Below are 15,560 nucleotides of genomic sequence, written 5' to 3'. Positions count from 1 at the left end.
TTTAATTTAACAGAACTTTTATACAATTCACGAGGGTGCTGTGTTAATTATCCGCGCTGACCTTTGAATTGATTGTTATAGATTACTTCAAAAACGAATTCAACAAGCATATACAGGAATCGGTGATGCAGATGCGAACATCTTTGGTCAAGGCGATTTTAGAGTTAAAAGTAGCAGGTTTTACATCATACCCGTTATAGCCAACAGTTTGCCAACAAGTATTATCAACCCCTTGAAAACAGTAAGGTCAATTACTTCCCATGGCCAAACTGCATGCCTATTAAAAAGACTTCGCAGAAGCCAACCTACCCGATCGGATTCTCATTCAGAATCATCATATCCCAAGTGTGGAAGCAACATTTGGCGTCACGCCCAAGGATCAAGGGACCGCTACAATCCGTTGATTCAGAACTTCTCCGAAAATGGTCAATAGAACACCTGACACAACATCAGATCCTGCCTGGAATATCAACCTCAAACCGCATGATTAATCCAAAAAACCCAAAATGTGCCTACCGAAACAAAAAACAGTACAAGGGGGCTTGAATTTCCAATAAAATATACCGGCAGTGCTTAAATTTAGCGGAAAAAAAACAATGAAGTCTGAATGCATAATTTATCTAGGCGTGCAAAAGTGATTTTAGATTTTACCAAACCTGGATCGCTGATTTCTGTTGGTAATGGTATACAATTCATAAGTGATGGAGAAAAAGGCAAATGTAATCAAGGTAAAGGGCGCAAGAGAACATAACCTGAAAGATATTTCCCTCGAGATCCCAAGGGATAAACTCGTTGTATTTACAGGAGTTTCAGGATCTGGAAAATCATCCCTGGCGTTTGGAACGCTCTATGCGGAAGCACAGCGACGCTATCTGGAATCCGTTTCCCCTTATGCGCGCAGGCTTTTCAATCAGATGAATGTTCCAGAAGTAGACTCCATAGAAGGATTGCCTCCCGCAGTCGCACTCCAACAACAGCGTTCCGGAGCCTCCACCAGATCTTCGGTCGGCAGCGTAACCACTTTATCGAACTTGCTCAGAATGCTTTTCTCCCGTGCCGGAGACTATCCGCCCGGTCAATCCATTATCTATGCAGAGGGCTTCTCTCCTAATACACCTGAGGGTGCCTGCCTTGAGTGTCATGGCATGGGAAGTGTTTTTGAGGTAAATGAGCAAACGATGGTACCGGACGATACGCTTAGCATCAGGGCGGGCGCAATTGCTTCGTGGCCACGGGCCTGGCAGGGGCAAAACCAGCGGGACATCTTGGTATCTCTGGGCTTCGATATCGATACCGCATGGAAAGATTTACCCAAAAAGCAAAGGGATTGGATACTGTTCACTGAAGAGACACCTACAGCACCGGTTTATCCAGGCCTTTCACCAGAGGAAACCGCTTTAGCAGTTGCCAAAAAACGTTCGCCGGACTATATGGGCACCTTCATTGGTGCCAGGGCTTACGTATTGAAAACATTTTCATCAAGCCAGTCGGAACTCATGAAAAAAAGAGTCTCGAAATATATGATCAGCAAGATATGTCCGGTTTGTTCAGGTAAGCGGCTGAAGAAACAAGCACTGTCTGTGAAATTCAAAGGCAAAGATATTGCAGAAACTTCCGGAATGACATTAGCAGAACTTTCAAAGCTTTTCAGCGAATCAGCCATAAATCAAAAACCTCTAAAACCCGAAGAAAAACAGTTGGTAATAGAACGGATTTCAACAGACATCCGTTCCAGAATTAGTGTGATGCTGGAACTTGGTTTAGGTTATCTCACGTTGGATAGAAGTACCCCAACCCTTTCCCCCGGGGAATTACAGCGTTTGCGTTTGGCCACACAGGTGCACTCCAATCTTTTCGGTGTCGTTTATGTGCTTGATGAGCCTTCTGCAGGATTGCACCCTGCTGATACCGAAGCTTTATTGAGCATACTGGATAAACTAAAAAGTGCGGGGAACAGCATTTTTATCGTTGAGCACGAAATAGAAGTGATCAAACGCGCAGACTGGATCATTGATGTCGGCCCGGGCGCAGGAGAGCAGGGCGGGCAAATTATCTACAGCGGCACGGTCTCGGGCCTGAAGAAAAGTTCGGCCTCCGCTACTGGAAGATACCTTTCAGACACAGCCAGCCGTCCCGAGCACCAACCAAGAACCTCCATAGGGGCGCTCGCCGTCCGTGGAGCCAGAAGACACAACCTGAAGAATCTGGACATCGACTTCCCACTTGGCGTAATGACCTGTGTAACGGGCGTTTCAGGTTCAGGAAAAAGCACTTTGGTCAGCCAGGTACTTGTAGAGTTACTTTCCAAGCAATTGGGAATCAAAACTGAAAACCCCAGCGATTCCACAGAGGAAGGCTCATTATCCAGTAACTCGAAGCCTGCCGAAGGAAAAATCGTCGCTGGAGCCGATCAGATAGCCAGATTGGTTGTCGTCGATCAGCGTCCCATTGGCAGAACACCGAGATCAAACCTTGCTACCTATACCGGACTTTTCGACCATATACGCAAACGCTTCGCCGACACGCCAGCAGCTAAAAAAAAGCGGTATGACGCCGGACGTTTTTCTTTTAACCTTGCCAAGGGCCGCTGCCCAAATTGTCAGGGTGAAGGATTTGTTATGGTGGAATTACTGTTTCTGCCGAGTGTATACACCCCCTGCCCGGCCTGTGGAGGTACACGGTACAATCCTCAAACTTTAGATGTGACTTATAGAGATAAAAATATTGCCCAAGTTCTAGAAATGACAGTCGAACAGGCCTGTAATTTTTTCGATGAAGACTTGCAAATTTACCAGGGCCTGGATATAGTACGTGAGGTTGGCCTGGGTTACCTCAGGCTCGGGCAGTCCGCAACTGAACTATCCGGCGGAGAGGCACAGCGCATTAAATTGGCCACTGAACTGCAAAAAAATAGCAAAGGCTCCTCTCTTTACATCCTTGATGAACCCACGACCGGGCTCCATCCATCCGACGTTGAACGGCTGCTCTTACAGCTGAACCGGCTCGTTGATAGCGGGAATACCGTAATTGTTGTGGAGCATGATATGCAGGTCATCACACAAAGCGACTGGGTCATTGATATTGGACCAGATGCCGGGGACCAGGGCGGAAAGATTGTATTTTCGGGCCTACCCGAAGCACTATGCAAACAATCAGACAGTAAAACCGGTAAGTATCTGAAAATGTATAAAAACCCCTAAACAATAATCTTAACCCGTGCTTTAGAAAGGATGAGTAATCCACCCAAATCAGTATAGATCCCAGATTAATACAGCAGATCAAAATAAAACCTATCCAAACTTGATGCTCATATACAATAATGTAAATACGAAAAGCTCTCTTTAGTAAAGCAATTAATTAAAATCTGATGTTCAACCCGGGAGGGATTTGATTCATAAAGCCAGCAGATAATGAAAGTATATAATTAGTTGACAGGCCCATTTTTGTAGTCACGAGGTATAATTTTATCGATCATCACATAAGGTCCGCTGTAAGCACTTGATGGGTTGGGAAATGCAACAATCACCACTTTAAATAGCTCATTCCCACTTTTGCTAACCGCATTAAACGCAAATGAAGAATTATCCAAATTTACTAATACAACTGTATCTCTACAGCCCTCAATAATAATTTGCCCACAGTAGCTAATCTTCTTGATGTCCAATCCATTTTGTAGCGCTATTTTTTTCAACAAAGGCCCCTTATGTACCTTGACACTCGCTATTTTCTGGGCCAGGACCGTAACCGATTTCTTCTGATTGGAAAGCAGTTCTTTTAAGATTTTACAGGATCCCGTGTTCTGAGCGAATGATAGAGCTGATGTCAGTAAAATCATTAGGGTAAAAAAAAACTTGATCATGTCATTAAAGTTTAGGAACACTTTTTCTTTCTTGTGTAACAATGTAGTCGTGCCCTGAAGTAGATGATTGTGAGGTATAACCCGCCTGAGCTGGTCCACTAATTTTATAAGTAGTTGAATTATAATACAACCGATTTGGATCACTTGTGCTTTTGGTTGAGTTATTGGTAGATGAATCATAAAAATTAAAATAATTCCCATTTACCGGATCTATCCCCACTTCCAACTATCAGCACAAAGTGATCCGTTACGTTATCAGTATTGGAGGAACCAGCAAACGCGTCCACTCCTGCCAACACAGGGATCCTTTGATAAAGAGCACTTTGCAAATAGGTGATTGCTTTTTGAATTGTATTCAAGTTTACACCATTCTATCCAAAAGTCTGGAAAGTTTGCGTACTTCGCAATATGCGGAACAGGTATTCTCCTTTTTAGCTAACATCTCTTTGCATAGTCAAAAAATTAACTGCGAGCCCGTTTACTGTACGAAAAGTAACAAATTTTATCTATTGCTATTACATTTGTCACGTTTTCAAAAGGTCCATTCTGAAGGATCAAATTGTTTATCTCCCGCCCAGCGGGCAACAGGGCATTGCACCCTCATATTCACACCTAAGATACCGCACCTTCAACACACCTGATTCCTTATTCCCCACACAAATTTAAAAAACCTATCCCATATTTTTATTGTTAACAATAAAACGCAGTTAACAAAACTATTATGGAGACAAATCCGCAGCACCCGCAGCCCCAAGGGGTGGAAAACCATTTAATTACCCTGAAAATAAATGGCGAGCACCATAGCATTAATATCCGCCCCTGGGTCAGCCTATTGGACTGCTTACGTGACCGCCTGGATCTGACCGGAACCAAAAAGGGCTGTGACCATGGACAGTGCGGCGCCTGTACAGTAATCTGCGGGGGAAAGCGCATCTTAAGCTGCCTGACCCTGGCGGTGATGAAAGACGGGGCAGAAATCACTACTGTAGAAGGAATTGCAACCGAAACTGGTCTTCACCCCCTGCAACAGGCTTTTATCGACCATGATGCCTTCCAATGCGGCTATTGTACTCCGGGACAGCTGTGCAGTGCTTTAGGCCTTTTATCGGAGGGCAGGGCCTCCTCCCGAGAAGAGGTGAAGGAACTGATGAGCGGCAACCTTTGCCGTTGCGGGGCCAATGTGGGCATCATAGATGCAATCATGCAGGTAAAAGATGGAGGAAGTTATGAATAGTTTCAAGTTTCTAACCGTTCCTGATGTCCCTGCTGCCATCCAGCTTAACAATGATCAGCCCCTTTCCGCCTTCATCGCCGGCGGAACCAACCTGCTTGACTTATGGAAGTACAATCTGGTCAACCCTCAGGCGCTGATCGACATCAGCCAGCTGGCTGCGCTCTCGGAATTCAGTGAACTTGAAAATGGAGGTTTCCGGCTGGGCGCCGCCGTAAAAAATGCTGAAACTGCCTACCACCCCATTATAGAATCCAGATATCCCCTGTTGTCCAGGGCCATACTGGCAGGCGCTTCGGCGCAGATCCGCAACATGGCCAGTAACGGGGGCAACCTGCTCCAACGTACGCGCTGTTATTATTTTTATGATCATCAGGTACCCTGCAACAAAAGGGTCCCGGGATCGGGCTGTCCGGCAAGGGAGGGTTACAACAGGATGCATGCCATCCTGGGTGCCAGTGAAGCCTGTATTGCCGTGTTTCCATCGGATATGTGCGTAGCATTGGCCGCGCTGGAGGCCAGGATCAATACAACGGGTGGGGACGGCGAACGCAGCCTGGCATTTTCAGACTTCCACCGCCTGCCCGGCGAAAGGCCCGATCTTGACAACAATCTGAAACCAGGTGAATTGATTACCTCAATAGATCTGCCCGAAAAAGGCTTTCCCATAAACTATTCCTACCTCAAACTCCGTGACCGCCACTCTTATGCTTTTGCGCTGGTTTCGGTAGCTACGGCACTTGAAATGGAAGGCAATACCATCAAAGAGGCAAGGATTGCGCTTGGCGGGGTGGCTCATAAACCCTGGCGTTCCCTGGAAGCGGAAGAGTTTCTGCGCGAAAAAACGGCATGCCGAGAAAACTTTGCCGCCGCGGCTGATATTATTCTTCAGGGAGCAGTAGCATTTGAATACAACCGCTTTAAGATCAAACTTGCAAAAAATGCCATTATACGCAACGGCATGATGGCACTCGATCCGGATTCACAGCTTCCCGGCGCACAACCCTCATTGTAATAAACACCTAACAAGATCAAAATGAATACAGATAAAAACGTAGGCCGGCCGATTAGCCGTTTGGAGGGAAGGGAAAAAGTTACCGGATCGGCCAGGTATGCTGCTGAATACCCATTAGAAGGCCTGCTCCACGGCTATGTGGTGAGCAGTCCTATCACCAGGGGTAAGATCATGGAAATCGATACCTCGGAAGCCATGGCCATATCAGGCGTGGTGGATATCCTCTCGCACCTCAACCGCCCTAAACTTGCCTGGTTCGATCTGCAGTATACCGATATGGATGCCCCTCCTGGAACCGTTTTTAAACCGTTATATGATGAAAACATCCTCTATAATGGTCAGCCTGTTGCGCTGGTCGTCGCTCGCGACTTCGAGACGGCAAGATATGCATCCACAAAGATAGTTTTACGTTACCATCAGGAGCCGCACCAAACTTGCCTGGAAAAACACCTGGATAAGGCCCGGGAGCCTAAAAAAGGCTTGGCAACCGCACTTAAACCACCACCCCCGCCCCCAACAGGGGATTTTGAAAACGCGTTCGAAAACGCAGCAGTTAAGGTAAGCTCAACGTACCGACATGGTACCGAGCACCATAACCCTATTGAACTCTTTGCAACCACAACCCTTTTCCAGGGGGATGGAAAGCTGACCATTTACGATAAAACCCAGGGCACGATCAATAACCAGCTTTTTATCGCCAATGTATTCGGGCTCCATTATAAGGACGTCAGGGTACTTGCCCCGTTCGTCGGGGGCGCATTCGGTTCCGGGCTGAGGCCGCAGTATCAGTTGTTCCTGTGCGTAATGGCCGCCCTGCATTTAAAAAGCAATGTACGTGTTGTACTGGACAGAAAGCAGATGTTCTCCTTTAGCCACAGGCCACCGGCGGTACAACAGATGCGCTTTGCCACCGACATTAACGGAAAACTAACTGCGCTTGGCCACAGCACGTTTGCCGAAACCTCGAATTTTGAAGACTATACCGAACCCACCTCCAACTGGAGTCATAAACTCTACCCTGCCCCAAATACGCTTTTTGAACAAAAGGTTGTCCCGTTGGACGTTTATACCCCCATGGATATGCGCGCACCCGGCGGTAGTACGGCACTCCATGCCATCGAATGCACCATGGATGAACTAGCCTATAAACTCAAAATCGATCCCTTGGAACTCCGCCTGCTCAACTATTCGGATGTTGATCCCTCGGCAGGAAAACCATATACCAGCAAAGCGCTTAGGGAATGCTACCTTAAGGCGGCGGCAAAATTTGGATGGGATAAACGCAGTGCAGAACCACGTAGCATGCAGCGCGGCAATAAACTCGTCGGTTACGGCATGGCGACCGGGATCTGGGATGCCTTCCAGTTTCCCTCCAGGGTGCAAATCATGATCAACAGCGAAGGAAAAATGGTAGTCGACAATGCCACTACCGATATTGGTACAGGAACCCTAACGGTAATGACCCAGATTGCAGCAGATGAACTGGGACTGGAGATAGCCGATGTGGAATTCAGGTACGGGGACAGCAAAAAACCGTTTTCCATGTTCCAAGGCGGATCAGCGATCACCTCCTCAACAGGGGTTGCCATCGTGGTTGCTGCCAGATCACTGCGTAAAAAACTGTTGAAAAAAGCAGCGGCGATGGACGGCTCCCCTTTCAGGAAAGTAAAGGAAGAAGAGGTCGTGTTTTCATCGGGCCATATCTATCTTAAAAATGATCCAACCCTAAAAATAAGTCTGAAGGACATCGTTGCCTTTAATAAAGGTGCGGCCATCAGAACCACAAAAATGGGCAGACCCCACATGCTCAAACTGCGGAAATACAGCCTGGCAACACACAGCGCATCGTTTGTGGAGGTGGAGGTTGACCGCGACCTTGGAACCGTCACCCTTACCCGGGCAGTAACCGCTGTGGCGGCTGGAAAAATCATCAATCCCAAAACAGCTAAAAGCCAGATCCTTGGATCAATGGTCTGGGGTATCAGTAAGGCATTTCATGAGGAATCTATTATGGATCCGCACCTTGGCAAATACATCAATGCTAACCTGGGAGAATACCATATCCCCGTACATGCCGACATTGGTGACCTGGAAGTGATATTTGCCGATGAAAAGGACAGCATGATCAATGAGCTGGGCACCAAGGGTGTTGGAGAAATCGGATTAGTAGGCATGCCGGCCGCAATCTCCAATGCCATTTATCATGCCACGGGCAAACGTATTTACAAGCTTCCGATCCATTTTGATGAATTGATCTGACTGCCAGCAACAAAGCCAGGGAAAAAGATAGCAAAAGTGGTAAGAGATTGATAGCAAGAAAAACTAAAGGATTAAACGGCAATAAATGATATCATGTCCGTGCATTCGTCCCAGCTTTAAAGGAACGGCCACTTTTAACGGCCTTTTCATTTTTTAAACGAAATCGATAAAGATGAGTATACAGAATATAGACTACCTGAGTTCCCTTTTAAATGCAGATGAGATGAACTCGCTTAAAAAAGCGGCAGAACGGCATTCGCAGCAGTCCAATATCGATTTCGCAATCGTTTCAGTTGACGGTAAGATGGTAGAAATAGAGACAAGTCAAGGGGAGACAGCCTCTGGAAAATATGCTACCCAGCAGGTGCTGCTTAAAAGAACAGCAGAACTGTTCAAAAAAAGGCTTCCTGGATTGGAGCTGCAGATAACGGCAAATGCTGTTCTACCCGCTCCGGCCGATGTAGTTGATGTTCCATGGATTGACCAGAAAATGCAGGAAAAGGGATTGCGGATCAAGCAGATTTCCTTTGAAACCGGCATTGACCGCGAAAGTATTTCGGACTGGGTGACAGGTAAAAAAGCTATGGGCAAAACCGTTAAGGCGATGTTTTATTTTTACCTTTCAAGATAATTTGCACATCAGCCGATCCAAATTGAAAATTAAATCATAGACCCTATACAACAGATCAAAATGAAAGAACAAGGCAAAAGCATCCAGCCGTTTGAAATGGATATAGATCAGGATGGTGAGCGTAAAACAATCAGCATACAGGAGGAAAACGGTGTATTTGAAATTATTCACGATGGAAGGTTGATCGGTGCACTAAGGCCACCAGGGGAAGAATGGCAGCTGCTTGATTATAGGGAGATTACAGGTAAGATCGCATTGTTTGAACCCGATCTTGAATCTGAAAAAAAAGGGATCGAATTGCACTCACCCCTGCTGAACCAGATCGTTGGTGAAATTGAGAATCATCTGAATAACCGCTAAGTTATTGGGAAGGTGGCCAGCTTGGCCGAAATTTAGTTTGGTGGGTATATGGGTCTTTTTTAATCTCAAAGCTATCTTTTTGGTTTTTGGTAAAAGAATTAAAAGAACAATTACCAAGATAAGCATCAGGTTATCATAATCGCAGGTAAGCCGCACCAATAGCAGTGGTCTTGCATTTTATTAAAATAGCCTGTTGATAACGCCTTAGAAGTATACCTATCATTGCCTGCTGTGGCATATTCATTTTGCATATTTAGTATAATAACATGTAAATACGGATTGATTTCCGTGATGGTTTCCTAACTTTTTCCTCCGACGGCTGATTTGCAAATAACTGAAGTTCATTGCTGAATGCCGAACTTCCCGTAAATCCTTAACTCCTCTCCTAAAATTCCTTCTAAAAGTATTTCACAGACAACTTGTCTTTCATCAATAGATAATCGGTTATTAGTATTTTCGGACTTGATCCTTATTTCAAATATGCCATCATCATATTTTAACAACACATATTCCTATGTATTGCGTTTACTTCAATCTGTTCCCCAGAATCTCTTTAGAAATCAAAAATAAAATCCTATTGCTTTGGTGGTTTAGATTGATTTTTGACTGCACTTCCACGCGGCCTGTCTGCTCACTTAGGATATTGATCATACAAAAGGTCTTTTTCAGATGATTCCTTAAAATCTTTATGCAGAACCAAATCTGCAATTTCTTCCAATATCACTTTAACCTGATCCGATACGAACCGCTCTCAAATATCATATTCAGATCAGCGTGACGCATCAATCACAAAGTATATGCTCATCGAGGTAGCTTGGTCCAAAGATAATCGGGTTTCCGCCCTTCATTCCCAGGTAAATAAAAAGTGTTTTGTCGCGAAAACTAAAATTTTACCGTTTATAGCTATTAGACAATAATCATATCGTAACCTGTGGCGGCGTTTAGTGTAACTTTATTTGTTACAGGTAGAGCACAACTTAAAGATTTTGATGAGTTGTTTTAAAAACGTATTTATTATGATAGAAACATTTTTTAGAAGGGGAATAGTGGCAACCGCAATACTGCTTATTGCTGCCAATAAATTAGCTGCGCAGGAAAACTATATTTTTTTTAGTCATCGTGAACAATCGGGCAAGAACATCCGGGACGATAAAGCGCTGCTCGACCCTCGCTTTACAGGCGCTCAAATAGTATATACCTGGAGAAATTTGGAACCGAGTAAAGAACAGTATGATTTTAGTGCCATCAAGGAGGATATAGACTATCTAAACGCTTTAGGTGGCAAAAAGGTTTGGATCCAGCTTCAGGAAAAATCTTTCGCTCCGGATAAAAAAAATGTACCCGATTATATTTTAGAAGATCCGCGCTATAACGGAGGTGTTATTAAACAAAGTATGCTTTCGGCACCTGAACGTGATCCGGATAAAGCGGTTGCAGCAGATGAATATGGGTGGTCAGCAAAAATGTGGGAAATACCGGTGAGGGATCAGTTTCAGAAATTGATCCTTGCATTAGGAAATGAATTTGATGGGAAGGTTGAAGGAATAAATTTTAGTGAAAGTGCTATTGATATCGGTACAGAAGCTGCCGATGGCACAACAAGTTTTCCGCCAGACTTTAATCCGCGTAATTATGTAGATGCTATTGAAAGCAATATGATTGTACTATCCCAGGCCTTTAGGAGATCTACACCAATGGTATATTTAAATTTTTTGCCTGGCGAGTGGCTACCATGGGATGACAAGGGATACATGAAAAGATTATTTACCAAAGCTAAAAGTTTGAAAATGGGAATCGGCGGGCCAGACTTGATGCCTTACCGCAAAAGCCACATGAACCAGACCTACGGTTTCTTTAAGGAATATCCAAAAGAGTTGGTAAAAGGCATGGCTGTTCAGGACGGAAACTTGAGGCAAACAAATCCCCGCACCAATCAGAAAAACACCGTAAATGATATTCTTAAATTCTCACGGGATTATCTGGGCCTTGATTATATTTTCTGGGTGGAAGAGCAGCCATATTTTGAGCAGAAAGTTTTGCATGATCTTCCTGAAAAAACGTAGACTTACATGCGATAAATGGTTTAAAATCATTAATCATTTTGAAGGTGAAATTTAAGGCGGCTGAATCACTTATCATTACATTAAACAGCCTTATATTGATCCTAATAGTGATTTTACATGGATTGCTTTACCATAAAATATGCTATAAAAAAATGGTAGACCATCGCGGCACTACCATTTCATCATTAACTAATCCTGAATCAAATCAGGTTAAGATCATTCGTGCTTTACTTAAGAAGGCCACTACTTTCTGCATTGAATTTACTATCGATCAATGCGATCATTTCTTTAAGGTGGAGTTTATTAATTGAATCCAAACCTGGTTTTGACAAAGCTTTTTTAAATAATGTCTGTTGCTGCCTTAGTTCGTTTCTTATTAACGCATTGATATCGGTAACTGTGAAGCGGTAGGTATCAGGTGGATTGATTTGCACCATATCGTTGGTGAAAAATCCCTGCACTAAAAGTCGCCAAACATATAACTTTTGCATATTCCTTCTGTAGACATCGGAATTTTGCCCCTGGTAAACTTCTTTAAAGATTCCTTTGTTGAGATCGGTAAATAACTCACTTATGGTGTAAGTATTTTTTTGATTCATTTCAGCGGTCAGCATTCTGCTGAGCCTGTTCCTGGTGATCACACTATTGATGGTATTTTCCTGGATGTTGCTCAATTCTACCCCGAACTTAACATTAAGCTTTGAGTTTAAGCTTTTATTGTTTAGCCATGTAGGTGTTGAAAATACCTGATCATTTAAGAATTTCACCGCATCTCTTTGTCTCGATACCGGAGTTAGCGCATTTGCTGCTCCACTTTCTCCAACAACTTTTGGGGTATTATATTCACCGGCGATATTTTTGGTTACATGACCGATATATAATTCATACTGACTCCATATTCCTTCATAGGCGGAAAAAATTTTGCTTTTATCATCACCCGGTATGCTGACCCAGCTTTCAATTTTTGGCAAAATATACTTTAGATTTTTAATTCCATAACTACTCGCAAGCATCGCATTATCACCTAAATCTTCATTTTGCGAGCGGGGATCATAAGGATCTGCCTCAAAACCGAACCAAAGCCTATGATTATTTCGAAGTGAATCGCTTACTTCCTGCACCAACGCTTTACTCTCTTGCTCTGCAGACTCGTATTGGGGATGCCATGTATAAGCCCATTTGATCGCCCATTTATCATAGTCGCCTATACGAGGAAAGATCCCTTTTTGACTGATGTTATCCTCTGGTTGAGCTACATAGTTGAAACGTGCATAATCCATTATGGACGGAGTGTGTCCATTGGCTTCCACCCAGGCTTTGTTCCGGAGATTTTCAACCGGCACCGTTGAACTTGATCCAAAGTTGTGCATCAAGCCTAATGTATGGCCTACTTCATGGGAGGAAACGAAACGGATCAGGTTACCCATAAGTTCATCATCAAATTCAGGCTTCCGAACTCTGGGATCAACAGCCCCCGCCTGTGTTCTATACCATTTTTGAAGAACCGACATTACATTATGATACCAGAAAATATGGCTTTCTATAATTTCTCCGCTGCGCGGATCAGATGTACTTGGCCCCATTGCATTTGCAATGGCAGACGGCCGGTAGATAATAGCGGAATGACTGGCATCATCAATACTCCAGGTGCTATCCTGCGCTTTGGTAGGCGCTTCTTTCGCTATAATTGCATTTTTAAAGCCAGCAGCCTCAAAAGCCTTTTGCCAGTCATTAACACCTTCAATAAGATAAGGAACCCACTTTTTTGGGGTTACCGGATCGATATAAAACACAATTTGTTTTGCCGGTTCAACCAATTCTCCTTTTTTGTACCGTTCTATATCTTCCGGCTTTGGCTCCAATTTCCAACGTTTAACATAGGTAATCGTTTTTACACCTTGTGGATCAGCATCAAAATCCCTAAAAGAAGTAGAAAAATATCCTACCCTGGGATCTGCCATTCGTGCACGCATGGGCTTACTGTCAAGCAAAACCAGCGATGAATTTATACCAACGGTATAACTTGATCCGGTAGGGTTTAATCCGGCAGAATAAGTTTTCACCGCACCTATCTCAATATTCCTGGCGTAGGCATGAACATAGTCAATATAGCTTTTGTCGTTCTGCTGAGCGGCAAATCCCGCCTTATCCTTCAGGTATTTTTTCTGAAAGTATAAAACATCATTATCGCTATTTAAAAATTCAGTTACCTCTACAACCACAGCCGATGAATCTTTTGGCATGGTGAGTACAGGGAATGAAGCTACAATAGCACTTACATTATTTTTTTGCAGACTGGCAAACATGGTCTTGGTACTGTCTGTTGACATCTCGGAAAAAGAGATTCTTCTTAGAAACAGTTTCTTATTCGGGCCTTTTTCAAAACGGTAGACTGTTTCACCAATCTGATCGCCGGCGTATCCCGAATTCCCGTTTCTCATATCCGCTGAAGCTTTGGAAATGCGGTTAACAATCAAGATATCCCGATCCAAGATCTGATTGGGAATTTCAAAATAGTATTTTTCGTTATTCTGGTGCACGGTAAAAAAACCTTTGCTGGATTTTGTTCCAGAAGTGATGATTTCCTGATATGGCTTAAGCGCAGAAAGTTTTTTTAAGCTATCCGCCTTTTTCTTAGCGGGGTCTACGGGCACAGTAGCCTGAGCCGGTACCTTTTTCTTTTGAAACAATGCGCAGCTTGTTAAGATAGCAGTGAAACTAACCGCTGTTGCAAGCAAAACTGATTTTTTATTCAACATTTGTAAAAATTTATCTTGGATTTTGTGTGATTTCTGGATTCAGGGTGATGTACTTATCTGCAATTGCATAGGTATAGCGGTTTGAGCCGGGCTGTAAGGTATAGGTAATTCCTTTAAAGACTCTGATCACCGGAGCAACCAAACCGGGGTCTTTCGCCAGTCTTCGCTGATCAAACCATCGAAAACCCCTGCCTACAAATTCTCTTTTGCGCTCATCAATCACCAGGCGTAATGCATCGTCAGCCGAGGAAGCAGAAAGCGCGGGGTAAGCTTGCGTATTATCAAAACGCTTACGCCGAAAATCATTTAAGGTTGTCAGACAGGCTGTTAATTGCCCTGCACGGGCCTCACATTCCGCCTTAATTAAAATGATCTCAGGAACGCTGGGTCCAACGTATCCCCCATCATTGGTAATGAATGCTTTATAATAGGCTCTGGTGGTGGTAAATTGGGGAAAGCGTCCGGATGATCCCTGAATAGTCAATACGGTGTAGCGAAGATCTCTTGTTTTATCATACATATTTTCGGCATCGGCACTCAACGGAAAAGCCGAAGGATACTGACCTGTTTTTTTAATCATCAGCTCTTCACTGTTGAGCACTTTTGAAGGAAAGGTAGAAGGGCTTGCCTTATAAGCATTCAGATCAAGCAATGTACTTTTGATAGCCAGAGCCATTTCTGCATAGCGCTTTGCATTTGTAAAATCGCGCTGATGTAAATATACTCTTGCCAGCAAGGCATAGGCCGCAGCTTTTGAAGGATTGGTATTGAAATCTGGCACGTCCCTTAAACCAGGTAAGGCAGTAGTCAGGTCAGTGGTAATCTGATCGTAAACGGATTGAACGCTGGCGCGTGTCAAATCGGTGAGAAACTTTGGCGCAAGGATCAAGGGCACAGCAGGATCAGTTGATGCGGTTGCACGATCATACTGCTTGCCGTACAAGTTAACCAGCACAAAGTAATCATAAGCTCTGTTTACCAACGCGTACGATAAACCTGTTTGTTTCTCAGCATCTGTACCCTGGCTACCCATTATTCCATCGATCACCGTATTCCAGATAAAGATTTTCCTGTAAGCAGTTTGCCAGTCAAAATCTTCTTCATTGCTGCCAAATACCCGGTCTGCCCAGGTATAAGCATTGGCAACCGGTACATTGATCCCGTTTTGCCAGGTGCTTTCTGTACTTCCGGCATCATCACCAGAAAGAACCGGATAATAATAGCTTTGCTCATTGGTAAAGGAATTGTTCATCAGCATCATATAATCTGAAGTAGTACTCAGCACACGTTGCTGTTCAGGTGCGATCTCCACATACTTCCTGCACCCCGCTATAAAAATCAAAGATGTAATAGCCAGTATAAATAATAATTTTTTCATGAGCA

General features: G+C 44.0%; 10 protein-coding genes. 7 read left to right on the top strand and 3 right to left on the bottom strand.

All coding sequences use genetic code 11. The features are described 5' to 3' along the window. Positions 1-701: 701 nt before the first annotated feature. Entirely contained in the window at positions 702-3,200 is a 2,499-nt protein-coding gene (uvrA, locus tag PGN18_RS03690) for an excinuclease ABC subunit UvrA (protein ID WP_335318008.1), read from the top strand. Positions 3,201-3,424: 224 nt separating this feature from the next. Here the strand turns inward: uvrA and PGN18_RS03685 are convergent, their stop codons facing one another. Next, entirely contained in the window at positions 3,425-4,060 is a 636-nt protein-coding gene (locus PGN18_RS03685; protein WP_335318007.1) for a hypothetical protein, read from the bottom strand. A gap of 556 nt (positions 4,061-4,616) precedes the next feature. Here PGN18_RS03685 and PGN18_RS03680 point away from each other — a divergent pair. From PGN18_RS03680 to PGN18_RS03655, 6 genes are all read left to right on the top strand, one after another. Beyond that, complete coding sequence (locus PGN18_RS03680; protein WP_335318006.1) at positions 4,617-5,093, top strand: (2Fe-2S)-binding protein; 477 nt, start codon at positions 4,617-4,619, stop codon at positions 5,091-5,093. Further along, positions 5,086-6,105 (top strand): FAD binding domain-containing protein, encoded by a 1,020-nt coding sequence (locus PGN18_RS03675; protein WP_335318005.1) that lies wholly within the window; start codon positions 5,086-5,088, stop codon positions 6,103-6,105. The genes PGN18_RS03680 and PGN18_RS03675 overlap by 8 nt, the downstream gene beginning before the upstream one ends. Before the next feature lie 21 nt (positions 6,106-6,126). Further along, on the top strand, positions 6,127-8,364 hold the full coding sequence (locus PGN18_RS03670) for a xanthine dehydrogenase family protein molybdopterin-binding subunit (protein ID WP_335318004.1): 2,238 nt from the start codon (positions 6,127-6,129) through the stop codon (positions 8,362-8,364). Positions 8,365-8,536: 172 nt separating this feature from the next. Then, complete coding sequence (locus PGN18_RS03665) at positions 8,537-8,995, top strand: XRE family transcriptional regulator (RefSeq protein ID WP_335318003.1); 459 nt, start codon at positions 8,537-8,539, stop codon at positions 8,993-8,995. A 60-nt stretch (positions 8,996-9,055) separates the two neighbouring features. Further along, complete coding sequence (locus PGN18_RS03660) at positions 9,056-9,355, top strand: hypothetical protein (protein ID WP_335318002.1); 300 nt, start codon at positions 9,056-9,058, stop codon at positions 9,353-9,355. 1,016 nt (positions 9,356-10,371) lie between these two features. Further along, positions 10,372-11,418, top strand: coding sequence for a hypothetical protein (locus tag PGN18_RS03655; RefSeq protein ID WP_335318001.1), 1,047 nt, complete (start codon positions 10,372-10,374; stop codon positions 11,416-11,418). 227 nt (positions 11,419-11,645) lie between these two features. Here PGN18_RS03655 and PGN18_RS03650 read toward each other — a convergent pair whose 3' ends face one another. Beyond that, positions 11,646-14,177 (bottom strand): zinc-dependent metalloprotease, encoded by a 2,532-nt coding sequence (locus PGN18_RS03650; RefSeq protein WP_335318000.1) that lies wholly within the window; start codon positions 14,175-14,177, stop codon positions 11,646-11,648. 10 nt (positions 14,178-14,187) lie between these two features. Next, positions 14,188-15,555 carry a RagB/SusD family nutrient uptake outer membrane protein gene (locus PGN18_RS03645; protein ID WP_335317999.1) on the bottom strand — a complete coding sequence of 456 codons (1,368 nt, stop codon included), beginning with the start codon at positions 15,553-15,555 and terminating at the stop codon, positions 14,188-14,190. Positions 15,556-15,560 lie beyond the last annotated feature (5 nt).

The organism is Pedobacter terrae, assembly GCF_036946585.1.
Classification (GTDB): Bacteria; Bacteroidota; Bacteroidia; order Sphingobacteriales; family Sphingobacteriaceae; genus Pedobacter; species Pedobacter terrae_C.
This window is presented reverse-complemented; position numbering and strand designations above follow the sequence as displayed.

Excerpts from the sequence above, each read along its gene's own strand:
- uvrA (WP_335318008.1), top strand. The coding sequence starts at position 702 with ATGGAGAAAAAGGCAAATGTAATCAAGGTAAAGGGCGCAAGAGAACAT.
- PGN18_RS03675 (WP_335318005.1), top strand. The coding sequence starts at position 5,086 with ATGAATAGTTTCAAGTTTCTAACCGTTCCTGATGTCCCTGCTGCCATC.
- PGN18_RS03655 (WP_335318001.1), top strand. The coding sequence starts at position 10,372 with ATGATAGAAACATTTTTTAGAAGGGGAATAGTGGCAACCGCAATACTG.
- PGN18_RS03670 (WP_335318004.1), top strand. The coding sequence starts at position 6,127 with ATGAATACAGATAAAAACGTAGGCCGGCCGATTAGCCGTTTGGAGGGA.
- PGN18_RS03660 (WP_335318002.1), top strand. The coding sequence starts at position 9,056 with ATGAAAGAACAAGGCAAAAGCATCCAGCCGTTTGAAATGGATATAGAT.
- PGN18_RS03685 (WP_335318007.1), bottom strand. The coding sequence starts at position 4,060 with ATGGGAATTATTTTAATTTTTATGATTCATCTACCAATAACTCAACCA.
- PGN18_RS03665 (WP_335318003.1), top strand. The coding sequence starts at position 8,537 with ATGAGTATACAGAATATAGACTACCTGAGTTCCCTTTTAAATGCAGAT.
- PGN18_RS03645 (WP_335317999.1), bottom strand. The coding sequence starts at position 15,555 with ATGAAAAAATTATTATTTATACTGGCTATTACATCTTTGATTTTTATA.
- PGN18_RS03650 (WP_335318000.1), bottom strand. The coding sequence starts at position 14,177 with ATGTTGAATAAAAAATCAGTTTTGCTTGCAACAGCGGTTAGTTTCACT.